A 26,272-nucleotide genomic window follows, 5' to 3' on the forward strand; every position below is an offset into this window, starting at 1 on the left:
CGATAGAAGCTCCGACGTGTTGATTCCGATGCCGCCAGCTGCGCATGGATGGGCACGCTGTGATCCTAGGCAGATCGCCGATAGCGGCATTTCTGCTCACGCGAGCACCATCTCAAGCAATCGTTAGAAGGAAAATCGGGACCGATTCGTCCTTGCGATATGAGTTCCGGGCATTACCGCGTGGACCGCTTTATCAGGGAACAACATGTATTTGAAGAAGGTGTGCGCTGCGCCACTGCTCTCCCTCGCCTTAGCGGCTGGAGCTGCCGAGACCGCAGAAATCTGGCATTTCGATGTGCCCGTAGAAAAGGCCGCCAATGGGATATCTGCCTTCTCGCGTCAGGCCACACCCGTGCAGAGTCTAGTCTCCAAGGATGCGGTGGTCTCACGTCATACCAACAAGCACCCTCGCCGGACCCTGCGCTGTCGGGCCTGGGGCGCAGAGCTTCCGACGACGCAACAGTTCAGAAAGGCAACGGATCTGGCAGCGCTGCCGACAGAAACCTGCACACTGGTGAGAGCCCGCTGCTGCATGCCTCGGGCGCCTCGATCCTGCACGACGAAGAAAGCACGAGCGAGCACTTCCACAACACCAGAAACTTCCTGGAACCGGTTGATACACCTCCAACAAGGGCAAGCGTCAGGACTACGAGCGCGTCATGGAGCAGTCGATCACGCGCACTGCTGCAATCAGCTCCAATATCGCACTCGGCACCGCCATCAATATGGTTGGTGCGTGGCTTGGATTGACCCCCGCACGAAGCGCGTTGCTCTCCAATACGGCGTCAGGGTTAGTCGCCGGCTTGCAATACAAGACCATCGTGGCCACATCGCAGGCCGAGGCGGCCGTTCGCGAAGCCGAAGCACTTTGCTCACAGGCTGAGCAAGAGTAGTTAAAAAATATAGCTGGCGATCGTCACGTGGGTTCAGGCGGCAATCTTAGAAACGGAGTGTCCGAGTGGCACATGCCACTGGGACAGGCCATGTGGGAACGCCAAAGCCGGTTGCGCAGCCGCTGGATTACTGCAGACGCGCTTGCGGCAACCACCTCCGACTGCTTGCGAGGTTATACGCCACTTCAAGCACCGCATGTGCGGCGACCGATGATCACGCACCGGTCGCCGCGGTTATTACGCATCTTGCCGGCCGCTTTAGCGAGACTACAACAAGCCTGCTGACATATTCCGCATGCCATGCCCTGCATCACACTCCCCGCCAAGGCAGCAACAGTTTTATTCTGCAACCACGCCGCGCTTGGTCAGAATCGCGTGGATGGCATGTGCATATTTGTCACGCTCGGCGGGCGTTTCGGAATGATAAGCGCCAACAGCGGCCCAGGTGTTTCCGTATTTATTGGTCATCTCGCGCAGCCGCCATGCGGCGACATACACGCTGACGCACGGCTGCATCAACGCATCCCTGGAAATGCCGTAACTGGAAAGACGCCGCAGATGGATCGAATTGATCTGCATCTTTCCATAATCGATCGTGCCGTTGTTGTTGCGATGGATCGCGTCGGCACGGCCGCGTGATTCCTGCCATGCAATGGCACGCAGCACCCATGGATTGACATGTTGATAGCCGGCGGCTTCTTCAAAACAGTCTGCGCGTGCGAGCGGCGCGGCGCACAGCAACGCCGCCGCAATCAACACGCGTCGCCGAGGAGCGGCAGCATGCCTGGGCTGGAGGGCGCACCATCGCGCGCCTACGCGCATGTTTCTCGAAAGCGTGGCACAACACGGTTGACGGCAGACATCCGTGCCGTGCACAGACGCACACGTGGTCGGCGTATCGGTCTCTTTCATGTCTGTCACCTGATCGTCGTTCATTCCAGCAACGTAGCGGAGTGGACGCACACTCCCGGCTGGTCCGACGCTCCGCTCGATCGCGACACCATAACGGTGCTGTGCATCCGCATGCACACGCTGCACGAAGCGTCTATGACGTAAACGAAATCACAACACGCAGCGTTGCAACACAGCTGTTTTCCAGGGTTTTTTCTGCGTTTTCCGCAGTCACGTTCGCAAGCAAAAGCGCACCTTCGCGTCCTGGCAGATGCACCGCCGTTGCCTCTTCTACTTTGCGCAAGGGGCAGCGCAGCGTCCCCTTGCGATCTTGCCGTTGCAGCTCTCCGGCAATCCGCGATGTATCCAGTTCAACCACATGAGACGGGAATCACCATGGACTCTATAGGTTACAACTTTTCGAATATCAGCAATCTGCAGACGATGGGGATCGGGGCTCAGCAACAGGATGACTCCAGTCAGCAGTCGCCTTCGGCTGGCTCCGAGCAGCAGCTGGATCAGTTGCTCGCCATGTTCATCATGATGATGCTGCAACAGAGCCAGGGCAGCGATGCCAATCAGGAGTGTGGCAACGAAAAACCGCAGAACGGTCAACAGGAAGGCCTGAGTCCGTTGACGCAGATGCTGATGCAGATCGTGATGCAGCTGATGCAGAACCAGGGCGGCGCCGGCATGGGCGGTGGCGGTTCGGTCAACAGCTGCCTCCTGGGCGGCAACAGTGTGGGTGGCGGTTTCAACGCCAACCTGTCGAGCATCACCGGCCAAGCCTGATTGACAATGCGTGCAGGCTGCCGCGCCACGCGGCAGCCTGCACGTTCTCACAGCATCGGCTACACCCCGAAGCGTTGCTCAGGGCGAGACGATATGCGGGGTCAGCAAGAACAACCGCTGCAGCCGCGAGCCACTCTTTTGGCGATGCTTGAACAGGGTGCCGCAGAGTGGGGTCCTGGGACGCCAGCGAACTTTGTTGGAATCGCTCTCACTGATGCGACACTGGCTGGGCTGTTTCCCCGCTACTTATCGATATCTCGCAACACAAGATCATGCAGCCATTATTAAAGAACGATAGCGCAATGTGAAGTGGCGCTGGAGATTACCGGCCAGCGGGTTTGCGCATTGGATGGCATGGAACTACAGACCGTGCACAGTATTGTCTGCATGTCTTGACGACACAGTTACCTGATCATTTGGAACACTTCCACTCCGCAAGTGCGCCCTCGCGCATTTCACTGCATCAAGGATTCCTTCACTATGACGATACGTCCAGCAAATAGTCGGTCTAATCATGCCAACGGCCCAGAGTCGAACGCCCCAGACTCCCGCCTTCCCTACCCGAACTCAAGCGCCGACGCCCTCAATGTTGCGAGGCAACAGGGCGATGCTTTTGTCAGTACTCTCTTCGGATTGGCCAGCCGTCAGCGGCCCGGGCATGCCACAACCAGACAGGCGCGTGGCGGGCGAACGGTCAGCACGCAACCTAATTTCCTCTACGAACCCACTCTTGCAAGTACAAGTAACAACCCCGTCGCTGACGCGCAGAACCAGAACGTCGAATTTCTTGAAAGTTTATACCAAGTATACCAAGATCAAACACGCATGAACAACATGACCAGCTGGCTGACGCCGACCCGCGCGCCCACTCCTCACACTAATTATCCGGTCAACTTCGAACAGCAAATGGGCACCGGAGGGCGTACGGGCGGCACGCAATCCAGTCGCCCATCCGAACATACTTTCGTAAATTCAGGTGACAACCCAGTCGCCCCCGGGCGGAACCAGCAGTTGGAATTTCTCAACAGTCTCTCCCAATCGACCCTTGATCAAACACCTCGGAACAACGCGGCCAACCATAGCAATCATTCGCCCGACCCTACAGGGCAAATGGACCCCGAACGGCGCCCTTAACCCGATAGTTACCTGGTCGCTTTGACTTGGTAACACCGCAGTGCCAAGCGCGCCATCGCGCATCTCTTTGCCTCAAGGAGCCTTCCTATGCAAATACGTCCAGATAATGTTTTGTCTCATCGTGGCTACGGCCCAGATTCGAGTGACTACGGTCTTCCCTACCAGAACTCAGGCAACGACGCCGTCTCTGGTGCGCAGCAACAGATGAATGGATTTCTCTATGACCTCTACGTGTCTGGCGAAGATCAGAAGCACATGAATAATGCGGGCATCGGGCCCCAGCAAAACGAGAACTCCAGGCAGCCATCGCCTTCGGCTGGCTCCGAGCAGCAGCTGGATCAGTTGCTCGCCATGTTCATCATGATGATGCTGCAACAGAGCCAGGGCAGCGATGCCAATCAGGAGTGTGGCAACGACCAACCGCAGAACGGTCAACAGGAAGGCCTGAGTCCGTTGACGCAGATGCTGATGCAGATCGTGATGCAGCTGATGCAGAACCAGGGCGGCGCCGGCATGGGCGGTGGCGGTTCGGTCAACAGCTGCCTCCTGGGCGGCAACAGTGTGGGTGGCGGTTTCAACGCCAACCTGTCGAGCATCACCGGCCAAGCCTGATTGACAATGCGTGCAGGCTGCCGCGCCACGCGGCAGCCTGCACGTTCTCACAGCATCGGCTACTCCCCGAAGCGTTGTTCAGGGCGAGACGATATGCGGGGTCAGCAAGAACAACCGCTGCAGCCGCGAGCCGCTCTTTTGGCGATGCTTGAACAGGTTGCCGACCAGGGGAATCTTGGACAACCCAGGGACCTTGTTCAGATCGGTCTGATCGGTATCCTGGGCATACCCGGCGATCAGCAGGCTCTGGCCCTCGTTGACGAATGCCTGCGTGGTGATCTCGCTGGAGGTGATGACGGGAATGCCATCGACGGTATTGGTGCCCAACTGCCCGTCTTCGATACGCACATCCAGGCGCATCTGTCCGTTTGGCGAGCCCGGCACCACACTCGGCAATACGCGTAGCGACACACCTGCGGACAGGTTGTAGAGGTCTGCGGCTGCGTAACCGCTGACACGCACGAATGCCTGTTGCTTGTGATCCATCACCGCTTCCACGTTGTCCAGCGTCGCCACCTGCGGGGTGGACACGATCTTGGCCTTGTCGGTCTGCTCGAGCGCCGAGACGCGCGTCATCAGGTAACGCCCTGCATCGCCAAGGACAGCGGTCAACGTCCCGCCCAACGGCGCGGTTGCACCCGCTGCTGCTGCACCGCTCAAGCTGCCATCGTAGCCAAGCTGGCCACCACGGCCGTCGCCGGTCTGCACATCCACCCGCCGGCTGTGGAACCGCCAGTCCACGCCGAGATCCTGCATGGCACCGTCGCGGATCTCGATGATGGTGGCATCGATCTGCAGCAGCTTGGGGCGGTTGTCGAGCTGCTGGATCAACGTGCCATAGGCGGCCATGCGCTCGGGACGGTCGCGGATGAGAATGGCATTGGTGCGCGGGTCGGCTTCGATCACCGGCGCGTCGGAAGCCTGCTCGCCGCCGCTGCCGGCGTCCACCGCCAGCGGCGCATCGCGACGGGCCTGGCTCATCTCCGGCCACACGCTGGCCGGCGCATTGGCGCCACTGCCCGGCAACGGCGGGCTGACCGGCACGCGATCGGACGGCGAGGCACCGCCGAACCACGACGCAGGCAATCCGAGAATGCCGGTGTTGCCGCCACCGCCATTCTGACCCTGACCGTTGTTGCCGAAGGTGTTGGACGAACCGCCGCCGATCGGTTGCACCCGCCCGAAATTTGCGCCCGGCCCGGGCAGCGCCGCCGTGGGCGCGCCACGCACGCCGTACATGCTGCGCAACAGGCTGGCCATCCCCGGCACCTGGACATCCTGCCCACCGATGCGGGTGCTGTGATCGGCCGCCTGCGCGTAATGCAGCTGAAATACCTGCACTTCGGTGGCGTCGCGTTGGCGTGCGCCCTGCTCGACCTGCTTGGCGATTGCGGTGACGGTATCCACATAACCCGGCGGGCCGGACACCACCGCCACGTGCGCCGCCTCGTCGTAACGGACCGGAAAACGCGGATCGTCCAGCCGCATGCGCGCAAGCGCATCGCGCAGCGCACTGGTCGACGCGGCGCCCAGATTCAAGGTTGCATTCTTGGTTTCGTTGGCGCCCCAGATCCTGAGCACGGCACCGTCGTAATACCAGACGAAGCCGAATGTCGCAGACAGATCGTCGAGGAATTTCTGCGGGCTGGCCTCGAACTTGCCACTGAGCGTGCCGGTCACTTCCGGTGAAATCCAGGTGGTGATGGATTGGCTGGCGGACAGGTCACGCAGCACTTCCTTGAGATCCTTGTGATCGGCGACGTATTTGAAGCTGCGCGAATGCCACTGCACCTGCGCAGCATCGGCATGCGGCGGCAGCAGCGGCAGCAGGCTCAATAGCAACGCGGCGGCCAATGGCGCACGCCGATGGCGGTGAACTGGAGGACAGGCGTATGCCATGGCGTTCCCTCTGCGAGGCAAGTGAAAGAAGTCGATAGGGCGACGCCTGACAGGCAGGCGTCGGCCGGGGATTGCGTGCCGGATGCAGCGCCGTGCTGCGTACTGCAGCGTCGAGCAGCACATTGAGGGCGCATGCGGTTCAGTGTAGGCAGCGCACGGCAGGCGATGTCTCAACAATGATCAATTCGCTGCGCCCCCCTTGCCGCCAACGTTCGCGGCATCGTGCAACTGCTGCTGGAAATGGAGGAAGCCGAGAGCGTCACCGGATTGCGCGATGAACACGCTGGTCAGCAATGCCAGCAGCAGCAGCGCCAGTACCCCACGGATCGGTTGACTCAGATTCGAAGGTTCCAGCTTGTCGGCGGCGCGCGCCACAAAGCCGATGGACAGATCCACCAGCACCAGCACCAGCATCAACGGTGCGGCCAGCTTGACGATTGCGGCCATCATGCCGTCGGTCTGCTGGATGACGAAGGACTCGGCGACCGCGCCCATATCCGGCGTGAGCTGGCTCAGCGGCCACCAGCGAAACGATTCGAACAGCGCACCGAGCAGCATCAGCATGCCGCCCAGCGCGTAGAAGGACACGATCGCCAACTGCATCAACACCGTGGAGACCGGCGTGCTCTGCTCACCGCTCAGCGGGTTGGTCATCTGCACGTTGTTGTAGCCGGACACATCGTCGATGAGCAGGCCCACACTCTCGGCAACCCAGAACACCGTGGATGCGGCAAACCCGATCAGCAGGCCGAGGAAGGCTTCCTTGAATACCAGCCCGACCAGGCCGGTCGCTTCGATTCTGGCCAGCGCATCGGCCGGTTGTCCGTAGGCGATGAACGAACTGAGCACATACACCACACCGTTGCGCGCCATTCCGGGAAGGCTGTCCTGCGCCGTTGCCGGCAGCACGAAGAACATCACGAATACGCGCACCCCGCACAGCGCCAGCAAGGTCAGCAGCGACACGCCCTGGGATGACAGCGCCAGCAGTGCGGTGGCGGTGTCGTTCATTGCCCCACTCCGCGCGCGGCACGATGCAACCGCAGCCCGAGCAAGGCGTCGATCGCGTCTTCCTCTTCGGCCGCTTCGCGCTGGGCTTGCCAGGCACGCTGCGCGCGGGCTGCGTTTTCCGCATACACCTGCGCCTGCGCCTGCAACTTGCTCACTGTCTGTTGCACCGTTGCGGCCTCATCGCGTGCGCTCTGCAACGCCTGCGTCGCTGCGGCCAGCGCCTGCTCTGCGGCGCGGCAGCGCTCTTCCAGCACGGCGCGGAAACGCTGGTGCTGCAGGATCGCCTCGATGCCGATCGGCTCACCCGCGCCGGCCTTGTCGGCCAGCGTGGTATCGAATGCGTCCAGGCGCGTGGTGCAGGCGGTGGCCTCCTGACTGCAACTGGCGCGCTCGCGGTCGCACTGCTCCAGCGCCCGTTTGCAGTCGCTCAGGTGCTCCTGCATCCGCTCATGACGGCGCGTCTTCAGTTGCTGCAATGTCGCCCAGGTGCCGGCACGCTCACGCATCGTCGATCACGCCGGCAAGCTGCTCCAGGGTGGCGTCATAGTCGCTGAGCTGATCGGTGGACTGGCTGAGGAAGTCGCGAATCGCATCGATCCTGGCGATCGCCTCGTCGGCGACCGCATCGCTGCCCTGGCGGTACTCGCCGACCTGCAGCAAGGTCTCCACCTCGTTGTACTTGGCCAGCAGGCGCCGCAGCTGGCCGGCGTACTGGCGTTGCTCGGCAGACACGATCTGGCTCATCACCCGGCTCAGGCTCCCCAGCACATCGATGGCCGGATACTGGTTCTTGGCGGCGATCTCACGCGACAGGATCAGATGGCCATCCAGGATGCCGCGCACCTCTTCGGCGATCGGATCGCTGCCGGTGTCGTCTTCGGCCAGCACGGTGTAAAACGCGGTGATCGAGCCGGTCTCGCCCATGCCGGCACGTTCGAGCAGGCGTGGCAACTCGGCGAACACCGACGGTGGAAAGCCGCGCCGTGTGGGGGGCTCGCCGGCGGCCAGGCCGATCTCGCGTTGCGCGCGGGCAAAGCGCGTCAGCGAGTCCATCATCAGCAGAACGCGCATGCCCTGATCGCGAAAATACTCGGCGATGGCGGTGCCGACATAGGCGGCCTTGGCGCGCTCGATGGAGGAGCGATCGGAGGTGGCGCACACCACCACGCTGCGCGCCAGACCGTCTGGGCCAAGAATCATCTCGATGAATTCACGCACTTCGCGCCCGCGCTCGCCGATCAGCACGATCACGTTGACGTCGCACTGCGTGCCGCGCGCGAACATCCCCATCAAGGTGCTCTTGCCGACGCCGGCGGCGGCGAAAATGCCCATGCGCTGTCCTTCGCCCAGCGTCATCAGGCCATCGACGATGCGCACACCGGTCGGTAGCGGCTGTTCGATCAGGCGCCGGCGCATCGGATCCGGCGCCTGTGCCTGGATCTGCACCCAGCCGTCGCCGGCGACCGGCCCCTGGCCGTCCGCCGGCTCACCCAGGCCATCGAGTACGCGCCCCAGCAGCGCCTCCCCGACCGGCACCGCCAAGGGGCGCCCCAATCCGATCACGCGCGTCTCGCGCGACAAGCCCACCAGCTCGCCAAACGGCGCCAGCAAGGCGAGATGGCGGCTGAAGCCCACCACCTCGGCACGTTGCAACAGCGTGCCGTCGCGCTGGCGCAACTCGCATACCTCGCCCAGGCTGACCTGCACACCGGCGACCTTGAGCATGGTGCCGATCACCTCGACCACCTTGCCGTAGCGACGACCGAAGGCCAACGCAGCCAGTTCGCGCTCGAGCGTTGCCTCCAGCACCGCCATCTCAGCAGACATCCGGCACCGCCTGTGGCGCGGCCAGGACGCGGCGGATGACCCGCTGGAGGCTGCGCAGCTGATCGCGCAGATCGGTCTCGAACACGCCGGTATCCCATTCGCACACGCAGGCACCCAAGGCCAGCGTCGCATCGCCGCACAGTTCCACCGGCATGGCCCAGCCTGCGGCCGCGGCGGCCGCATCGAAGGCGCGCCGTGCGTCGTCCAGCGCATCGGGATGCACGCTCACCCGCAGCGCTTTCGCCTCGTCCAGGGCGCCGTCCAGCGCCTGTGCGGCGCGCGCGTACAGCGCAGCGGGGTCGTGCCCGTGGAGGACCTGTTCGCAAGCGTGCGCGACGATCTCGGCCAGACGCGCGCGGGCGCGCTGCGCGGCGTCCTCGGCCGCGAAGGCATGCCGCACGCCGCGCTCGTTCCACGCGTCGAGCTGACGGCGCAGCCCGGCGGCATAGCCCAGGCGTGCACTGCGCTCGGCCTTGTCCTGGGCATCCTGGAGGATCGCCTCGGCCTGCTGTTGGGCGTCGTCGATCAGCGCCTGCGCCCGCGTCTGGGCGTCCGCCAGCGTCTGCGCGCACCGCGCGTGCACCTGTGCAGTCGCTGCGTCCAGTTCCAGCACACAGGCCAAGGCCTCGCGTGGGATGACCTCGCAGTCCAGGCCGACTGCCTCCGGTGTGGACCTCAGCCAAAGACGCATGGCAGCTCCGGCAACAAGGTAGGCAGCGTCTGCAGAAACGCATCGCTCGCGCCATCTGCCGCGATGGGCGCCACACGGGCAGCGCCCAACGGCAAGGACAGCGCCAGCACCTTGGCGATGCAGGGGTCTGGCCAGGCACCATCGGCCTCCATTCGACGCCAGCCATCGCCGATCCATGCCGCGTGCTCGGCATCGCGCGGCAACAGCGGCACTGTCATGCCGGTGACTGCGCGATGGCGCACATGCTCAAGCACCACCGGCCCGACACGCTGCTCGAACCAGGTCAGGCGCTCGCGTTCGATACAGCGGCGCAGCGCCAGTGCGCGCGAAAACACTGCGCGGCTCATCAACACCTTGGCGAGCAGATCCGGCGCGAGCACGACCAACCGATTGGCCAGCGGATACAGCGCCGAAACCGGCATGCGCGAGCATCCCGACCAGGCCTGGATCACGCGCACACGGCGCTGCGCCGGTGCCCGTTCCCAACCCAACGCAGCGACCGGACCAAGCCAGTGCGCCACCCGCTCTGCCTCCAGCGATTGCGCCAGTACGGACACGGCCGCCGTCCATCGCTGAAGCCACAGTGCCGCGTTGTCGATGCGTTCCTTGTCCATCCCCCGGCCTCACCCAGCATGTTTTCTGGACAACGCGCGCAGGCGCTGCCAGCCGCCCCAGCGGCGTGCATCGGCGCTCGGCCACCAATACAGCGCTGCCGCAGCAATCGCCACACACAGCGCCAGCGCGCATCCGGCCAGCCACGGCCACGGCCATGCGCGCGGAGGCGCGGATACAGAAAGCTGCGCATCGCTCTCCGCCCCGCCCGGCACCAGCGTGACGCTGACGTTTTCGTAGGTCAGTCCTTCCACGCTGTGCATCACCAGGGTCTTGATGCTGGGCACCAGGCTGGTCAGATCGCTGCCGACGCGAAACTTGATGAACACCGCAGCGCTGGAGGGTTTGACCGAGGTGGACAGCGGGTCGTTGTTGGGAAGCACGATCTGCACATCGGCCGCGATCACGCCATCGATATTCGACAAGGTCTGCGACAGCTGCTGCGACACGCCGTAGATGAAGCGCACGCGTTCTTCGGTGGGTGTGGAGATCAGGCCGTCTTTCTTGAACATCTCGCCGAGATTGGCGTGCCGCTCACGCGGCATGCCATGCGTGCGCAGCACGTTCAACGCGTACGCCACCTGATCGTGCGGCGCGTTGACCGCCCAGGTCTTGCCGTCGTCGGGCGTGAGCTTTTCTGCATCCACACCGGCCGTCAGCAGCACGGCCAGCATGTCGTTAGCGTCATTCTCGGCCAGCCCGGAATAGAGCTGCTGGTCGCAGCCAGACAGCAGCAGTGCCAGCAGCAACACCAGCAGGTATCTGAGCTTTCGCATGCTATTGGTTCTTGAACAGCGTCTGCACGGCGTTCTTGCCCGACTGTGCCACGCCGACGCTGACATTGAGGTTGAAGCCGACCATCGTCAGCTCGTGCATCAACTTCATTTGTTGCGAAGCCATTTCCTGCAGACCCATGGTCGGCGCCTGCATGCTGAAGGCATCGATATGCTCGGTGATGGTCCTCACGCCATCGTTCTGCACGTCGACCATGCGGCTCATCATGCTCGGCTCGCCCACACGCTGCATGGCTGGCGGCAACGGGCTGGAGGACTGCATCAGCGCCTGGAAGCGGTTGACGAGCGCCTGGTTCGGCGCCGCCGTCGGCGACACCGCTGGCGTGGACAGGCCGGTACTGGCTGTGATTGCTGGGACAGGAGGAATGAGCGTCATGACATGTTCCGCAGGCTGGGGGGGGAGTCCGGCTCAGGCGCGCAGATACTGGGCGTTGGGAACTTCCATCGGCGCGGCAGATTCGGCCGCCGCTTCCAGCGGCGCGGGTGCCGGGGTATAGCGTCCTGACAGCGCCTTGACCAGGCCAACGGCGTCGGCATCGGCGTCCTCTTCAATCAGACCGTCTGCAATGCCATGCCACGACGGGTCGCCCACCGCAAACAAGCAACACGCGTACAGCGCCTTGCACAACGGCTTGGAGCCCGCATCGGCCTCAAGATCACGCAGCAGGCGCGCGCCCTCCAGATAACTGCCGCGCTTGATCGCAATCCAGGCATCGAAGGTATCCAGCGCCTTCAGCTCTGGCCGCAGTACCCTCACGGCGGCCAGCACCAATGCGGCCTCTTCGAGTTTTTCGTGGGTCAGCCCGACCGTGATCAGTTCGATCAGCCCGCTCACGGCCGAACCGGGACACTCAATGTTTTCCATACAGCACCTCGTCATTCAATGGCTGTGGACAGCATGCGTGCATAACGCTACGCGTCCGCGCCAAGGAAGACTTTTTAGAAGCGAACATCGGAATGCCATCGCGAACAAACAGATACTGCTTCGCGCCCCCATGCACACGTTCGCCTTGGAAGCGGACCGTCTGGCGGCTGCACGCCCATTATGGGCGTGCAGCAACAGCGGCCGGAGATCGCCATGTCGGATGAGAAGACCGAGAAGCCGACCGAAAAGAAACTGCAGGATGCGCGCAGGGATGGGGAAGTCCCGATCAGCCCGGATGTCACTGCCGCCGCGGTGCTGCTGGCAGCACTGTTGGTGCTGAAACTGGCAGGCGGCTATTTTGTCGAACACCTGCGTGCATTGATGTCGATCGGTTTCGATTTCACCGCCAATACGCGCGATGCCACCGCCTTGCACCGTGCGCTCGGTCGCATCGGCATCCAGGGCGTGTTGCTGACGCTGCCCTTCGTGGCGGCCTGCCTGGCCGCGGGATTGATCGGCACCTTTGTGCAGACCGGGCTCAATGCCTCGCTCAAACCGGTCACGCCCAAATTCGATTCGCTCAACCCTGTCAACGGCGTCAAAAAACTCTTTTCGTTACGCAGTCTCATCAACCTGCTGAAGCTGGGCATCAAGGCGGCCGTGATCGGCGTGGTGCTGTGGTATGGCCTTCGTGCACTCATGCCGACCATCATCGGGCTCGCCTACCAGCCAACGCCCGACATCGCCCAGATCGGCTGGCGCGCACTGGGCATTCTGTGCGCCCTGGCGGTGCTGGTGTTCGTGCTGGTCGGCGCGGCGGATTGGAGCGTGCAGCATTGGCTGTTCATTCGCGACAAGCGCATGAGCAAGGACGAGCAGAAGCGCGAACACAAGGAGAGCGAAGGCGACCCGGAAGTAAAGGGAAAACGCAAGGAATTCGCCAAGGAACTGGTCTTTGGCGACCCGCGCGAGCGTGTTGCCAAGGCCAAGGTCATGGTGGTCAACCCGACCCATTACGCCGTCGCGCTCGCCTACGAACCGGACGGCTTCGGTCTGCCGCAGGTGGTTGCCAAGGGCGTGGACGACGGTGCGCTGGAACTGCGTGCATATGCGCAAAACCAGGGCATTCCGATCGTCGCGAACCCACCGCTGGCACGTGCTCTGCATGAGGTCGATCTAGGTGACGCAGTTCCTGAGTCGCTGTTCGAAACAGTTGCGGTCGTACTGCGCTGGGTCGAAGACCTGGGCCGCGACAACGATGAACGCAGCGGCCCGCTGCCCTGCTAGGAGATGGCATGCGCCTGACACGGTATTTCTCATACACCGGTGAAGTGGCGATCGCCGCCTTGGTGGTGGCGGTCATCGGCTTGATGATCCTGCCGCTGCCCACCCCGCTCATCGATACGCTGCTGGGCATCAACATCACCTTGAGCGTGGTGTTGCTGATGGTCACGATGTATGTGCCCGACTCGATCTCGCTGTCGTCATTTCCTTCATTGCTGCTGTTCACCACGCTGCTGCGGCTGTCATTGAACATCGCATCGACAAAATCGATCCTGCTGCATGCCGAGGCTGGCCACATCATCGAAAGCTTCGGCGAGCTGGTGGTCGGCGGCAACCTGGTGGTGGGCCTGGTGGTGTTTCTGATCATCACCACGGTGCAGTTCATCGTGATCGCCAAGGGCTCCGAGCGCGTGGCGGAAGTCGGTGCGCGCTTCACCCTCGATGCGATGCCCGGCAAGCAGATGAGCATCGATGCCGATCTGCGCGGCGGCAACCTGACCGCGGACGAAGCACGACGCAAACGCGCGCGGCTGGCCATCGAGAGTCAACTGCACGGTGGCATGGATGGCGCCATGAAATTCGTCAAGGGCGACGCCATCGCCGGCCTGGTGATCACCATGGTGAATATCCTGGCCGGCATCGTGGTGGGCGTGACCTACCACGGCATGAGCGCAGGCGAGGCGGCCAACCGCTTTGCGATCCTGTCGGTCGGCGATGCGATGGTGTCGCAGATCGCCTCGCTGCTGATCTCGGTGGCGGCCGGCGTTATGATCACCCGCGTGGCCAACGAGAACGAGGCCAAGATCAGCTCGCTCGGGCTCGACATCGGCCGCCAGCTCACCAGCAATGCCCGCGCCTTGCTGGCAGCCAGCGTCCTGCTTGCCTGCTTTGCGTTCGTTCCGGGATTTCCCGCACCGCTGTTCCTGTTGCTGGCGGCGGCCGTGGGCGCTGGCGGCTATACGATCTGGCGCAAGCAGCGCGATGTCAGCGTTACCGATCAGCCCACGCTGCCATCGACCAGCCGCAAGGGCGCCAAGGGCGATGCGCCGCATATCCGCAAGAGCGCGCCGGATTTCGCCTCGCCCCTGTCGATGCGGCTGTCGCCGCAACTGGCTGCGCGGCTCGACCCGACACTGCTGGATCAGGCGATCGAAAGCGAGCGCCGGCAATTGGTGGAGCTATTGGGTCTGCCGTTTCCGGGCATTGCAATCTGGCAGAGCGAATCCCTGCAGGACATGCAATACGAAGTGTTGATCCACGATGTGCCGGAAACCCGCAGCGCGTTGAGCGATACGGCGGACATGCCGAAAGCGCTGGCCCAGCAGGCCATCGCGCCGCTGCATGCACGCGCGCATCTGTTCGTCGGCATCCAGGAGACGCAGTGGATGCTGGAACAGGTGGGCGCGGATTATCCCGGGCTGGTTGCAGAGGTCAACAAGGCAATGCCCGCCCAGCGCATCGCCGATGTGTTGCGGCGGCTGCTGGAAGAACGCATCCCGGTGCGCAACATCAAGAGCATCCTGGAGAGCCTGGTGGTGTGGGGACCGAAGGAAAAGGATCTGCTGATGCTCACCGAGTATGTGCGCTGCGATCTCGGCCGCTATCTTGCGCACACTGCGACCGCAGGCACGGGTCAGCTGCCTGCGGTGATGCTCGACCACGCGGTGGAACAGTTGATCCGGCAGTCGATTCGCGCCACGCCGGCCGGCAATTTCCTGGCCCTACCACCGGAGCAGGCCAATCAGCTGGTCGAGCAGGTGGAACGCATCGTCGAAGATCAGGCACGGCATCCACTGGCAGTGGTCGCCTCGATGGACGTGCGACGTTATGTGCGCCGCATGATCGAGGCGCGCCTGAACTGGCTGGAGGTGTATTCGTTCCAGGAACTGGGCGCAGAGGTGCAGCTGCAGCCGATCGGCAGAGTGGTGGCCTGATGAGCAAGCCACCGGTCCGCCACGTGCGCATCCTGCCGATTGCCGGCGCACCGCTGCAGCCGCACGCAGCGGCAGCACCGGTGCGTGCCACGCAACGTGTCAGCTTCATGCAACTGCGACGACGCCTGAGCAGCGTGCTGGCCGGATTGCCGGACACGGTGTTGCCGGAGGACGGCGACGACGACGATCCGACGCTGCCGGAAGTGGTGGATGCTGCCAGCGACGATCACGGACCCGCAGCGCTGCCAAGCGCAACGCCCTGCGTAGATGAGGGCAATTGTCGACAGATCGCTCGAGGCGACGACGGCGACGCATTGGGTCGGCAGATCGCCACCGAGTGGATCCGCACCCAACGCGCGCAGCTGGCCATCAACCACATCGCGCTGCGGGTGGCCGAGTTTTGCAACGCCACGCCGGTACGCGGCGCAGGTACCTGGGAAGCGTGGCTGGAGATCAACCACGACATCCTGCCGCAGACCACGCTGTTCTTGCGGCTTTCGCCAGACCAGCTATCGCTTCGCTTCGACAGCGACTCGCCGGAGACGCGCGAGGTACTTTTGAATGGAAGAAAACGTTTGGATACCGCATTGAAGGCTGCACTCAGCGACACGCTTCAGATCAGCATCGAGGTCGTCTAGCGCTGCATCTGCAGCAAACCAGCCATAGCGAGGGACGCCGTGTTGTCAACAGAGCCGAGCCTGACGTCGCCGGCACGCGACTTGTCGCAGGCGCTGACCCACGTGCCCGCCGTGCGTGCGCAGCTCGGCAGAGTGCTGTGCGATCCGCATGCCGCACAGCGTTGCGGCTACACCGCGCAACGCCGCGGCATCCGGGCTGCGGACGCCGCGCGCCTGCAGCTGCAGTTCGACAGCGGCAGCCTGGAGTTGCGGATCGCGGCACGCGACAGCCTGGCGCTGCTGTTGAACGACGCCGATGACGCCCTGCGCGTGGCGATCGCCGGAGTGCTGTTGAGCGATGATCTGCGCGCCCTGGAACCACTGGGACTAGGCGCTGCCGAGGTCGTCGCCTTCGAGCGCTGTGCGGATGCAGTCGATCGCCTCGATATCGGCATCACGCTGGGCGGCATCGACGCGATCGCAGAGACCGCCAGCCCGCTGCTGCTTGCCGCGCTGCAAACGGCTAGCGCTGCGCTGGCCCAGCCATCGCCACTGCCGGCCTGGCTGAGCGCACTGCGGGTGACCACGCGCCTGCGTATCGGCCAGCGCACGGCAGCGGCGGCGTTGCTGCAATCGCTGCGCCCGGGCGATGTCCTGCTGCACGCGCTTGCCACGGCTCCCGTGCGCAGCGGCGAGCTGCTCTGGGGCGTCCCTGGAGGTGCGGTGTTGCGCGCTCCGGTACGCCTGACCCTGCAACAGATGATTCTGGAGACTGCCCCCACCATGCAGCACGATATGCCCGCGTCCGACTCCTCATCGTCCGCCACCGATGTGGCGGCACTGGAACTGCCCGTACAGCTGGAAGTGGACCAGCTTGCGCTGTCTCTGTCGGTGCTGTCGGGCCTGCAGCCCGGCCAGATCCTCGAGCTGTCGGTGCCGGTGGATCAGGCCGACATCCGCCTGGTCGTCTACGGCCAGACCATCGGCATCGGCAGGTTGCTGGCGGTGGGCGAACATCTCGGCGTGCAGATCCTCAGCATGTCGGAGACTGCGCATGCAGATGCCTGATGTCGGCTCGCTGCTGCTGGTGGTCATCATGCTGGGGCTGCTGCCCTTCGCAGCGATGGTGGTCACCTCCTACACCAAGATCGTGGTCGTGCTCGGCTTGCTGCGCAATGCCATCGGCGTACAGCAGGTGCCGCCGAACATGGTGCTCAACGGCGTCGCGTTGCTGGTGTCGTGCTTTGTGATGGCGCCGGTGGGCATGGAGGCGTTCAAGGCCGCGCAGAATTACAGTCCCGGTGCCGACAACAGCCGTGTGGTGGTATTACTCGATGCCTGCCGCGAACCGTTTCGGCAGTTCCTGCTCAAGCACACCCGCGAGCGCGAGAAAGCCTTTTTCATTCGCTCGGCGCAGCAGATCTGGCCCAAGGACAAGGCCGATACGCTCAAGCCCGACGATCTGCTGGTGCTGGCACCGGCATTCACGCTGAGCGAGCTGACCGAAGCGTTCCGCATCGGATTCCTGCTGTATCTGGTCTTCATCGTGATCGATCTGGTGGTGGCCAATGGGTTGATGGCGATGGGCCTTTCGCAGGTGACGCCGACCAACGTGGCCATTCCGTTCAAACTGCTGTTGTTCGTGGCGCTGGATGGCTGGTCCATGCTGATCCACGGCCTGGTCCTGAGTTATCGGTGACGCCATGGACCACGACGATCTGGTGCGATTCACTTCCGAAGCCTTGTTGCTGTGCCTCAAGGTGTCGTTGCCGGTGGTCGGCGTGGCCGCAGTGGCCGGGCTGCTGATCGCCTTCATCCAGGCAGTGATGTCGCTGCAGGATGCCTCGATTTCGTTCGCTCTCAAGCTGGTGGTGGTGGTGGCTGCCATTGCAGTCACTGCGCCCTGGGGCGCCTCGGCGATCATGCAGTTCGGTCAGGCGCTGATGCAGGCGGCCTTTCCATGATCCGGCGCATTTCGCCAGGCGCGGTGCCGCCGTCGCTGCCGAGCGCGCCCGGCGCATCGCACCACCACGCCGATGCCGCGCATGCTGGCGTGCAGCCGCCGGCGGACACTGCACATCATGCCCCCCGTCTGCGCCCCGCCCCACCGCGCAAGCGGCGACGCGGCATGCGCTCGCTGGATGGCATGGACGACGAACGCGACGCCACCGAACTGGAAGAAGCCGAAGCGGCACGCGTCTCGGCGCTGCGCGGCCGGGTCAGCATTGCGGTCGCTCAGCCACAGGGCCAGGGGCAACGCCAGGATGATCAGCACGGCGAGGGCGGCAACGCGCAGGCCGGCGATCCGCAGGCGGGGAGAGGGCAAAGCGCTTCGCCGGTGCACTTGGACAACGGTTTGCGTGCGCGTGTCGACGACGTTCTCGACCGCTACGCGACCACACGCGCGGCCGACCCGACGGTCAGGCGACGCGCGCTTGCCGTTGCGCTTGTCGAACTGCGCGCGATCGGCATTGCCCATCCTGCCGCAGCACAGTTGACGACCATGGTCTGGCGGTTGATGCGCGAGCATCTGCGCTCCGGCACCGCGAGCACCGCTGCGGAAAACCTGCAGGCGTTACGGAAGCTTCTGGTGGAGCTGGTGGCGGCGCAACCGGAGCCATCGCCAGCGCTGCGCAATTTCCATCTACTGCTTCCGTTGGTGCTGCTCAACGCGGAAAAACCACGTAAACGCCTAGATCGTACCGGCGCCATCACACGTTTGAACACATTGCTGATTGAGCACCAGGAGCGGACCGCTCAGGAGATTCGCGCATGACCATGCAACTTCGCGTGCTGACGGGAATCCATGCCGGCGCACGATTAGATTTGCAGCCAGGCAGCTATACGTTGGGCGCCGATCCCCAAGCCGAAATCCGGATCGAAGATTGGCCTGATTGTTCGCTCATCATCGAGGTGGATGCAGATGGTCAAGTGCGTTATCGCAGCGACGCGTTGCCGACGACAGCGTTTGTTGCGCTGCATCCGGTGCGCTTTGGTCCGTTGGTGCTTTGCATCGGCGAGGCTGCGGCCGATTGGCCGGACGATGTTGCGCTGCTGGAGCGGCTGCTGTCCCCAGCCGCGACGCCGGCACCCCCCCCGCCACGAAGGTCCAGGCGCACTGCGATGCGTGCAGTGGTGGGCGCCATGCTAGCGCTGGTAGCCGCAGCGCTGCTGCCCTCTCTGCTACCGGTATCTCACTTACATGCTGCTGCCTCCAAAAGCCAGAACCACCAGCTCAACCAAGTCGCGTCCACGCTGAAACAGCTGGGCTTGCGCGAAGCGCGCGTGGAGCAGGTCGGGTCGCGCGTGCGGGTCGAGGGCCTGGTGACAAGCAGTGCGGATGCGGCACGCCTGCGCGCACAATTGCATTGGTATCAACATGCGGTCACCGTCGATGTGGTGGTGGTGGATGAGGTATTAGCAACCCTGCGCGATACCTTGGCCGACCGCGACCTGAGCGTGCGTTACGACGGCCAGGGCGTTTTCTCCATTGCCGGCAGCAGCGACAACGCAGAGCGCGCGATCCGGCGGATCGCCGACCTGCGCAGCGATCTGGGCCCGGAAATCCGCAAGCTGCACGTGGATATCGCGCAGCAGGACCCGTCCGTGAAACCTCCCGTCAACTACGACGCCGCCCTGTTGGTCGAAGGTCTGAACTATGTGGAGACCCCGGACGGCACCAAGCACCTGACTTCCCTGCCGCAGCAAGCGGCGCCATGAGAACCGCACCATGTTCGATGCCATGACCGACACGGTCACCCAGGATATGATCAAGATCTTGCAGACCAAGTCGCTGGATGTCTCCGGCGAGCGACTGCGCAACGTCGAGGCAGCGCTGCATACGACAGCGCAACAGATCCGTGTGCACTGGTCTGCAGCGAGCGATCAGGCCGCGCGCAACGATTTCACTGTCTTGCACGACGGCATCAACGCCGCGCGCGACATCGTCGCGCATGTTGCCGGCATGCCTTGACCATCGATTTCCTTGGTCGCCTCGACCAGGTAAAACGCGCCGGCAGGCGCCCCCCGTTTTAATTAACTGCTAAGGAGTCTTCGTATGGCTTTACTTCCCGAAATGAGTTCATTGCACTCGCGCGTCGGCCAGGGCATGGACGGCTTTACCGGAGGCATTTCAAATGGAATGTCCGGTGCCGCCGCAACGCATGGGGCGAGCGGGCAGATTGACTCGCTGCTCGGCGACCTCACCGCCTCGGACGAGGATCAAAAGCGCATGAACAACAAGATCACCATGCTCAAGAACGATCTCGACTTCAACGTGGCGCTCAACAAGTTCATCGGCAAGGCCGGCGACAATGCAAAAAGCCTGGTCGGTCAGTAACGGCTTTTGACATGACGCGGGGCCGGTATGCGGTCCTGCGTCAGGTTGCAAGACGGATGAGCAGCGCTCGATTCGAAGCGATCGTTGAGCAGATGTGCGAAGCACTGGACCTGCCGGATGTGCAGGGGGTGCTCAGCAGTCGTTTGCTCTGGGTAGACGGGTTTGAAGTCTATCTGCACATGCCTGCAGCCCAGACCGACGATGACGCACAGCAAGCGCCGGAAGAAGAAGCGCTTTACCTACGCATCTCCTACGGCCTTGCTCCTGCGGGACGGACCCTGACGGTCTTCCGGCTGCTGCTGGAAGCCAACCTGTCGGTATATGCACAGGACCAGGCGCAACTCGGATTGAACGATGCCGGCGTGATCGTGCTGGTCGTGCGCGTTCCGCTGGACGACGACGTCGACGGCGCCTGGATCTGCGATCTGCTCGCCCACTATGCCGAGCATGGCCGTTACTGGAACAACAACATCTTCATTGCACACGACGAAATGTTCGAAGGAATCGCAACGGGAAACTATCTGTGGCTACGCGCGTGAGGTGCTCGGCGTTGCCTGCATGCCGATGGTGTTAGCCAGACATGCACGACTGCGCAGCACGCTGCCGGGGCTTTGCGCATCCGCTGCGCTGTATAGCATCGCTACGCTGTCGCGCGGTTATTTCCCCACCGCAGGATTTCTTCCGCCATCCATCTCTTGCAAGGACACTCGCCAATGAATCTCGCCATTCCCTCACATACCACTGCGAGCTTACAGCCGTCCTCATTCTCCCCTTCGGAGCAGCAAGCCCTCACTGCGGTGATCATGAGCATGCTGGCGTACTGCATGCAACGCCTGCTCAGCGACATGATGCAGCCACAAGATCAGCCATCCAGTGACGGTCAGCAACCGACCAACTTCAATCCGACACCATCGATGCCGCCATCGAACCCGCCGTGTTCCACCAACCCCGGCGGGCAACACGGCAGCGGTGCCGGCAATGGCAATGGCAATGGCAACAACGGTGGCAACGGTGGCAACGGCAGCAACACCTCCGGAACGGGAGCCGGCAACGGCGCATCGCACACCAACCCGGGTCACTCGGCGACTCCAACACCCACGCCCACCGACGGTGCTCACGGCACGCCAGGCCCGACCGGCACGCAGGCGCCACTGCCTCCCGGCAAGGTCGTCACCGCGCCACCCGGCATCCAGAACAAGCCCATCGTGGTGCACAAGGGCGAGGTGTTCGACGGCAAGGGCCAGCTTTACACCGGTGGCCCAGGCCTGGGCGATGGCTCCCAGAACGAGCACCAGCAGCCACTTTTCGTCGTCGAGGACGGTGGCAGCCTCTGCAACGTCCGCATGGGTGGCACCGGCGACGGTGTGCATTTCATGGCCAGCGGCAAGATGGTCAACTGCGTCAACGAAGATGTCAGCGAGGATGCAGTCACCATCGATGGGCAGGGCAACCGTGAGCACGATGCGGGGATTGCCGGTTGCAGCCCCGAGGTCAGCGGCCGGCCGAAGGTCGAAATCATCAATTGCACGTTCAAGAACGCCGCAGACAAGGTCGTGCAGGACAACGGCGCTGCCGACGTGGTGATGTCGGGCGACACCGTCAACGGCGCCAGCAAGGTCTTCCGCACCAACGGTGGGCATGCCGATATCGACTCGCACCTTCAGGTCGAGAATTGCGAGTTCAACCAGGTCAAGGAAGCGGTGTTCCGGACCGACGCGCGCGGCGCGACGGTGACGCTGGCAAACCTGAAGACCGATGCGCCCGACGAGGTGATTGCCCCCGACGCTTCCCAGGCGATAGGTGCGACACGTATCGGCCACAAGGCCTACAGCGGCTGATCGCGCGCGCTGCGCCGTCGCCGCGCGTCGATCGCGCCCGGCAGATGCATGGTTGCCGCATCTGCCGGGCGTCAGTGCCCGCCGTCGTAGGCGATGACCGCAGACCGACCATCATCGTAGCGACGCCTGCGCGGCACGCACTGCGTCGCGGCAAGCAAACACTGCTGCCATGTGCAAACGGGCCGCTCGCCCTGTTCGGCTTTACAGCAGCGGCGTGCACAGTCGGACGCGAACCTCCACACGCGAGAGATCGACCTTGACCCGTATCCGCCCTTCCACCGTGACAGTCGGGCTGCCTGGCAACAGCCACAGCACCGCGCATGCAGGTACGCCCTCGCCGCACAAGCAGGCGCATCACCGACTGCATCAACTGGATGGGCCCGCGGCCGAGTCCGAAGCACGCGCGGCACAAATGGATGTGGCCGCACGGGTACATCGCTACACCGCAGCTGCTGCCGACACCGGACAGGGCACGCCTGCGTCGCGCGAGACAGGCAGGCTGCGCGGCATGCGCAAGTCGTTGAAGAAGCTCGCCCGGCTCGCCGGCACGGCAGTGGGCATCGCCCGGCAGGCCACTCCCGACCATACGCGCCTGCTGCGCTACCAGGGCACGTCTGCGCAGCCTGCACCGCCCGCTCGATCGGAGCCGGGCGACTGGCACTCACTGGCTCCCTTGCAGACAGCGAAATTCGCCGCCTCGCAACGGCTGAGCGATGCCCGGATCGCCGCGCGCAAGGCCGCAGCGCTTCAGCGCCTGGTGCATCTGCATCTCGATCGCCTGGAGCAGGACACCGGTTTGCATGCCAGACGCGCACCGCGCCTGGCCGACCGTGCCAACGAGACCCGCAAACGCCAACAGGTGCTGGCCACCTGGAACGCGCTACTACGCAAACACATCGCCGATTGCAGCGAGCGCCTGGCGCACACCGAGCAACAGCTGCAGCAGCAGTTGGACCAACTGACGGCCATGCCCGCGCCTGCGGCAAGCGATCGTCGACCGCGCCTGCGCGACATGCTCAAGCACGAAGCCGAGCTGGATCGGATCCGCAAGCTGCACGAGCACGCGCGCCATCTGTCCGCCCTGCGCGAGAAACAGCAGGCCTCGCTGCAGCGCCTGCAAGTGCGCGCCGCCAGCCTCGACACCACCCTGGGGCAGGCGCTGCAGTCTGCGCACATCGTGGCTGGCGACCTGTTCGAGACCGCTGCGCACGCCGACAAGCTGCGTGCACTGCTGCCGGCGCTGGCGGGTCTGACGCACTCGCTCGCGCAGGAGGTCGACACCGCAGCGGCCGACGATCTGCGCGCCAGCCAGGCGCTAAGTGCCGCGTCGGACGCGCTGATTGCCGCGCAGATCGCGCAGACCGCATCCAGCGCAACCGATGCCGCTGTGGCCACTGCATTGCGCAAGCGCTTGTCGACATGGGCGAGCGGGCTCTCCACCACGCGTTTCGGAGACCAGGCGGTGCCTGCAGCGGGCATCGTGGCCATCGCGCTTGGCGCGCTGCGCTCGGCAGTGGCCGGTGTGCTCGGCGACAACCGCGCTGACGCGGCGGCGCTGCTGCTTGCCACCTTCGACCATGTCCACAACAGCACCTGGAGCGCGCTGATCCCTGCCGATCCGCAACAGCACGATGCCGGACAGGGCGCGATGGGCGAGCACACCGGGATTCCTCGCGCAGCGATCGAGGCGGCGACGACGCGCTGGCTGGCGACTCTGGCGCGCGTGCCGCGCGGCCGCCAGGTGCTCGGCCAGTTGATCCAGGCACGCCACGAACGTGCCGACGAACCGGGCCGCCAGGACATCGCGCGCATCGCATTACGGGCCGATGCGCTGCTGCGCGCCACGCCCCTGGACGATACCGCCACGCGGTGCTGGCTGAGCGATGCACGGCGCGCGGCCGTCAGTGCCCTGCACGCGGCCGACCCGGCGCAGGCGCTGCAGACCTGCAGCAGCGACCAACGCGCGGCATACCATGCGCTGCGCAACGGCTACGAGTCGTGTGCTCCCGACTCGGCGTATGCGCGCGCAAACGCCCACTTGCAGGCATTCGGCGAGGCGGTGCGCACGGCCACCTCGCCCCATCCTGGGGACGCACACGCGAGCGCTCCCAATCCGCTGCATGCCTTGTCGGAGGGGCTGGAGGTCGCATCGGCCACCGCACTGCCGACACCGCGTCGACGCGCCAACCTGACCCTGGAACACGCCTGCGCTGCCTTGATCGGCTACCTGGGCGCATTGCACGCCGCCCGGCCGCAGGGCTATGTGCCATCGCAGGCCGAGTTGCACTGGCAAGCGGCTGCCGAGTTGCTGCAATGGGTCGATGAGGACGTGGACCGCAGCGGCATGGTCTTCGATGCCGCCACCCTGGCGCGCATCGCCGAACGTGCGGCGGTGCTGCACGACCACCATCAGGCACAGGCATCCAGCACCCCGGGCGGTGCAGTGGTACAGGCAGCGCCACCTGAAGGATTGCGGCGTGCCTGGGAGCAGGTGCGAAGCGGCCGCTGCACCGCGCCAGCCGCGTTCGATCTGTTGCGTACCTGCCTGTCTACCGTGCACGCGGAGCAAGCGGCCGAGCTGCAAGCAAGCGATGCCTGGCCACAGACCACAGTGTGGCTCACTCATGCGGATGACTGCCTGGCGCATTTCGACACCGCCGTCGACAAGACCTTGCAGTTGGCGAAGCAGACCGGTGCCGACGCCCTGACCCACCCCGAGACGTTGCTGGACTTGCTGCGCGACATGCTCTCGCACCTGGAATGGCGCGACCGCTGGCGGATGACCTGCCAACGGACCTGGGGCGCCAATCTCGCACCGCTTTCGGCGGCAGCTGCCGTTGCAGGATCTGCGTTCGGCCTGGGCGCGCGACTGATCGCCAGCATGCAGTGCAATCGCGATGCCTCGCTGGAGTTCTACATGGGACGTACCGGTCTGTACCTGCAGATCAGTCGCCAATCCACGACACAGCGCCAGCTCGGTGCGGGCCTGACTGCCGGCTATGGCATCGCTGTGGACAGTGCCTACGCGGCAGCCGGCGTGTCGGCCGCCGTGGACTGGCGCTATCGGCGCGAGGTCGGCGTGGAAGATGGCCTGCAGATCCGTATCCCCCGGCTGGGGAAGGGCCGCGAACCGGCGCTGTCGCAGGCGTTTTTGCGCATGCTGGAGCATCTGGTGCGCCGCGCAGCACCCGATCATCCAGAGCAGCCACACGGCGCGGACTGGATGCATGCGTTGCTGGCCGAGCATCCGGAGGCCAGCGTCGGGCTGATCGACCAGGCCGCACGCGTCAGCCAGGGAACCGAATGCAGCGCCAGCGTCAGCGCCGGCCTGCGCGCAGGCGATACGCACGGCCGCCGTGCGGGCGGCTCGCTCGGGCTCGGCGTCAAATCGCGCCAGGACCTCGGCTGGACGTCGACGACCGTGGCCGGCTACATGACTACGCAGTATTGCGACGCCACCGCCGCACGCCGGGTGGAAGCGGGCGCACGCCTGACGGCCGGCGTACAACTGGCACTTGCCCAGCATCGACGCGGAGGCGCATCGGCGACGCCTGCAGCCAGCACCACGGTCTCGGCAATCGAAGCCGGCTATGCGGCCGAAGCGAGCGCGGACGTGGCCACCGCGTTCTGCACGCTGTTCCAGTTCGGCGGCGAAATCGATCCGGTTCGCAGCGACCGCGCGACCGACTTCGCGCAATTCGCCGCGTTCGAACGCCTGGTCCGCAGCCGGTGGGAGCGCTGGGCCGACTACGGCCTGGTCAAGCTGGGCAACGACGTCGACCAGACCTTGCAGCCGGTGCTGGCAGAGCTGCAACTGGAGCATTTCATGCAGCAGGCCAGGCGCTTTGCCGATGGCAACGCGCTGGCCGCCCTGTTTGCCGACGAGGCGTTGCGCAGCGCCGCTGCGCCGCTGCTGGACGTGCACCGTGCACTTGCACTGGTGGCGCAGGACACGGGTGACCACGCGCGTGCACTCGCCGAGCGTACGGCCTTCGACGCGTTGCTGCAGCAGCCCGCCGTGTGGGAGCCGACCTTGCTGCTGGTCCGCGAGAAGGCGAAACTGACCGAAGAACGTGGCGTGGACTTCATCGTCAAGCGCCAGCGCAACCGCATCGCCGAGGCCATGCGCACGGTCGGTCAATGGCCGGCGTACGAAGCGGTCCCGCGCGCCGCAGCGTCCCGTTCCACTCCCACTGCTCGCAGGTAAGCCGCGCGCCAGGCCGGCACCGGGAGCACCAG

At 64.3% G+C, this 26,272-nt stretch carries 25 protein-coding genes and 1 pseudogene; 16 read left to right on the forward strand and 10 right to left on the reverse strand.

All coding sequences use genetic code 11. The features are described from left to right. Positions 1-629: 629 nt before the first annotated feature. Positions 630-893, forward strand: a pseudogene (locus tag NMB96_RS02950) (hypothetical protein); the annotation flags it as partial. A gap of 339 nt (positions 894-1,232) precedes the next feature. Here NMB96_RS02950 and NMB96_RS02955 read toward each other — a convergent pair. Beyond that, positions 1,233-1,715 (reverse strand): lytic transglycosylase domain-containing protein, encoded by a 483-nt coding sequence (locus tag NMB96_RS02955; RefSeq protein ID WP_225970192.1) that lies wholly within the window; start codon positions 1,713-1,715, stop codon positions 1,233-1,235. A gap of 429 nt (positions 1,716-2,144) precedes the next feature. On the opposite strand from NMB96_RS02955, the gene xopA (NMB96_RS02960) reads away from it, so the two are divergent. After that, entirely contained in the window at positions 2,145-2,576 is a 432-nt protein-coding gene (xopA, locus tag NMB96_RS02960) for a XopA/Hpa1 family type III secretion system protein (RefSeq protein WP_255086182.1), read from the forward strand. A 1,221-nt stretch (positions 2,577-3,797) separates the two neighbouring features. Continuing rightward, positions 3,798-4,322, forward strand: a complete 525-nt coding sequence (gene xopA / locus NMB96_RS02965; protein ID WP_255086183.1) for a XopA/Hpa1 family type III secretion system protein — start codon at positions 3,798-3,800, stop codon at positions 4,320-4,322. Between the two features lie 78 nt (positions 4,323-4,400). Here xopA (NMB96_RS02965) and sctC read toward each other — a convergent pair whose 3' ends face one another. The 9 genes from sctC to NMB96_RS03010 all read right to left on the reverse strand — a co-directional run bounded on the left by sctC (position 4,401) and on the right by NMB96_RS03010 (position 12,021). Then, entirely contained in the window at positions 4,401-6,221 is a 1,821-nt protein-coding gene (sctC, locus tag NMB96_RS02970; RefSeq protein ID WP_255086184.1) for a type III secretion system outer membrane ring subunit SctC, read from the reverse strand. Positions 6,222-6,401: 180 nt separating this feature from the next. Then, positions 6,402-7,232, reverse strand: a complete 831-nt coding sequence (sctT, locus tag NMB96_RS02975; RefSeq protein ID WP_183086629.1) for a type III secretion system export apparatus subunit SctT — start codon at positions 7,230-7,232, stop codon at positions 6,402-6,404. Continuing rightward, entirely contained in the window at positions 7,229-7,738 is a 510-nt protein-coding gene (locus NMB96_RS02980) for a type III secretion protein HrpB7 (RefSeq protein WP_023903186.1), read from the reverse strand. Before NMB96_RS02980 ends, sctT begins: the two co-directional genes overlap by 4 nt. Next, on the reverse strand, positions 7,731-9,059 hold the full coding sequence (gene sctN, locus NMB96_RS02985; protein WP_023903185.1) for a type III secretion system ATPase SctN: 1,329 nt from the start codon (positions 9,057-9,059) through the stop codon (positions 7,731-7,733). Before sctN ends, NMB96_RS02980 begins: the two co-directional genes overlap by 8 nt. Next, positions 9,049-9,750 carry a type III secretion system stator protein SctL gene (gene sctL / locus NMB96_RS02990; RefSeq protein WP_023903184.1) on the reverse strand — a complete coding sequence of 234 codons (702 nt, stop codon included), beginning with the start codon at positions 9,748-9,750 and terminating at the stop codon, positions 9,049-9,051. Before sctL ends, sctN begins: the two co-directional genes overlap by 11 nt. Next, a complete protein-coding gene (locus NMB96_RS02995) occupies positions 9,735-10,364 on the reverse strand; it encodes a type III secretion protein HrpB4 (protein ID WP_023903183.1) in 630 nt (209 codons plus the stop codon). The genes sctL and NMB96_RS02995 overlap by 16 nt, the downstream gene beginning before the upstream one ends. Positions 10,365-10,373: 9 nt before the next feature. Further along, positions 10,374-11,138, reverse strand: coding sequence for a type III secretion system inner membrane ring lipoprotein SctJ (sctJ, locus tag NMB96_RS03000; RefSeq protein ID WP_023903182.1), 765 nt, complete (start codon positions 11,136-11,138; stop codon positions 10,374-10,376). A gap of 1 nt (position 11,139) precedes the next feature. Continuing rightward, positions 11,140-11,532: a type III secretion protein HrpB2 gene (locus NMB96_RS03005; protein WP_006451032.1), complete on the reverse strand. Its 393-nt coding sequence runs from the start codon at positions 11,530-11,532 to the stop codon at positions 11,140-11,142. A 33-nt stretch (positions 11,533-11,565) separates the two neighbouring features. Continuing rightward, the gene (locus tag NMB96_RS03010) at positions 11,566-12,021 is read right to left on the reverse strand and encodes an HrpB1 family type III secretion system apparatus protein (RefSeq protein ID WP_023903181.1); all 456 of its coding nucleotides are present in this window, start codon (positions 12,019-12,021) and stop codon (positions 11,566-11,568) included. A 213-nt stretch (positions 12,022-12,234) separates the two neighbouring features. Between NMB96_RS03010 and sctU the strand changes: the two genes are divergently transcribed. The 13 genes from sctU (at position 12,235) to xopZ (ending at position 26,240) form a co-directional block, all read left to right on the forward strand. Then, positions 12,235-13,308 carry a type III secretion system export apparatus subunit SctU gene (gene sctU, locus NMB96_RS03015; RefSeq protein WP_023903180.1) on the forward strand — a complete coding sequence of 358 codons (1,074 nt, stop codon included), beginning with the start codon at positions 12,235-12,237 and terminating at the stop codon, positions 13,306-13,308. An 8-nt stretch (positions 13,309-13,316) separates the two neighbouring features. Next, positions 13,317-15,239 (forward strand): FHIPEP family type III secretion protein, encoded by a 1,923-nt coding sequence (locus NMB96_RS03020; protein WP_023903179.1) that lies wholly within the window; start codon positions 13,317-13,319, stop codon positions 15,237-15,239. Further along, on the forward strand, positions 15,239-15,877 hold the full coding sequence (sctP, locus tag NMB96_RS03025) for a type III secretion system protein SctP (RefSeq protein WP_023903178.1): 639 nt from the start codon (positions 15,239-15,241) through the stop codon (positions 15,875-15,877). The genes NMB96_RS03020 and sctP overlap by 1 nt, the downstream gene beginning before the upstream one ends. 93 nt (positions 15,878-15,970) lie before the next feature. Continuing rightward, the gene (sctQ, locus tag NMB96_RS03030) at positions 15,971-16,924 is read left to right on the forward strand and encodes a type III secretion system cytoplasmic ring protein SctQ (protein ID WP_183086775.1); all 954 of its coding nucleotides are present in this window, start codon (positions 15,971-15,973) and stop codon (positions 16,922-16,924) included. Then, positions 16,911-17,555: a type III secretion system export apparatus subunit SctR gene (gene sctR / locus NMB96_RS03035; RefSeq protein WP_043889035.1), complete on the forward strand. Its 645-nt coding sequence runs from the start codon at positions 16,911-16,913 to the stop codon at positions 17,553-17,555. Before sctQ ends, sctR begins: the two co-directional genes overlap by 14 nt. 4 nt (positions 17,556-17,559) lie before the next feature. Further along, on the forward strand, positions 17,560-17,820 hold the full coding sequence (sctS, locus tag NMB96_RS03040; protein ID WP_005994479.1) for a type III secretion system export apparatus subunit SctS: 261 nt from the start codon (positions 17,560-17,562) through the stop codon (positions 17,818-17,820). Beyond that, positions 17,817-18,632, forward strand: coding sequence for a hypothetical protein (locus tag NMB96_RS03045; protein WP_023903175.1), 816 nt, complete (start codon positions 17,817-17,819; stop codon positions 18,630-18,632). The genes sctS and NMB96_RS03045 overlap by 4 nt, the downstream gene beginning before the upstream one ends. Further along, positions 18,629-19,576: an HrpD5 family protein gene (gene hrpD5 / locus NMB96_RS03050; protein ID WP_023903174.1), complete on the forward strand. Its 948-nt coding sequence runs from the start codon at positions 18,629-18,631 to the stop codon at positions 19,574-19,576. Before NMB96_RS03045 ends, hrpD5 begins: the two co-directional genes overlap by 4 nt. Positions 19,577-19,586: 10 nt before the next feature. Continuing rightward, positions 19,587-19,829: an Hrp regulator HrpD6 gene (gene hrpD6, locus NMB96_RS03055; protein ID WP_023903173.1), complete on the forward strand. Its 243-nt coding sequence runs from the start codon at positions 19,587-19,589 to the stop codon at positions 19,827-19,829. 84 nt (positions 19,830-19,913) lie between these two features. Next, positions 19,914-20,195 (forward strand): HrpE family protein, encoded by a 282-nt coding sequence (gene hrpE / locus NMB96_RS03060; protein ID WP_023903172.1) that lies wholly within the window; start codon positions 19,914-19,916, stop codon positions 20,193-20,195. A 56-nt stretch (positions 20,196-20,251) separates the two neighbouring features. Further along, positions 20,252-20,734, forward strand: a complete 483-nt coding sequence (locus NMB96_RS03065; protein ID WP_023903171.1) for a CesT family type III secretion system chaperone — start codon at positions 20,252-20,254, stop codon at positions 20,732-20,734. Between the two features lie 270 nt (positions 20,735-21,004). Next, positions 21,005-22,033, forward strand: a complete 1,029-nt coding sequence (locus NMB96_RS03070) for a pectate lyase (RefSeq protein WP_043889717.1) — start codon at positions 21,005-21,007, stop codon at positions 22,031-22,033. Between the two features lie 256 nt (positions 22,034-22,289). After that, the gene (gene xopZ, locus NMB96_RS03075; RefSeq protein ID WP_255086189.1) at positions 22,290-26,240 is read left to right on the forward strand and encodes a XopZ family type III secretion system effector; all 3,951 of its coding nucleotides are present in this window, start codon (positions 22,290-22,292) and stop codon (positions 26,238-26,240) included. The last annotated feature ends 32 nt before the right edge of the window (positions 26,241-26,272 follow it).

This window comes from Xanthomonas hortorum, from assembly GCF_024339125.1.
Lineage (GTDB): Bacteria > Pseudomonadota > Gammaproteobacteria > Xanthomonadales > Xanthomonadaceae > Xanthomonas > Xanthomonas hortorum.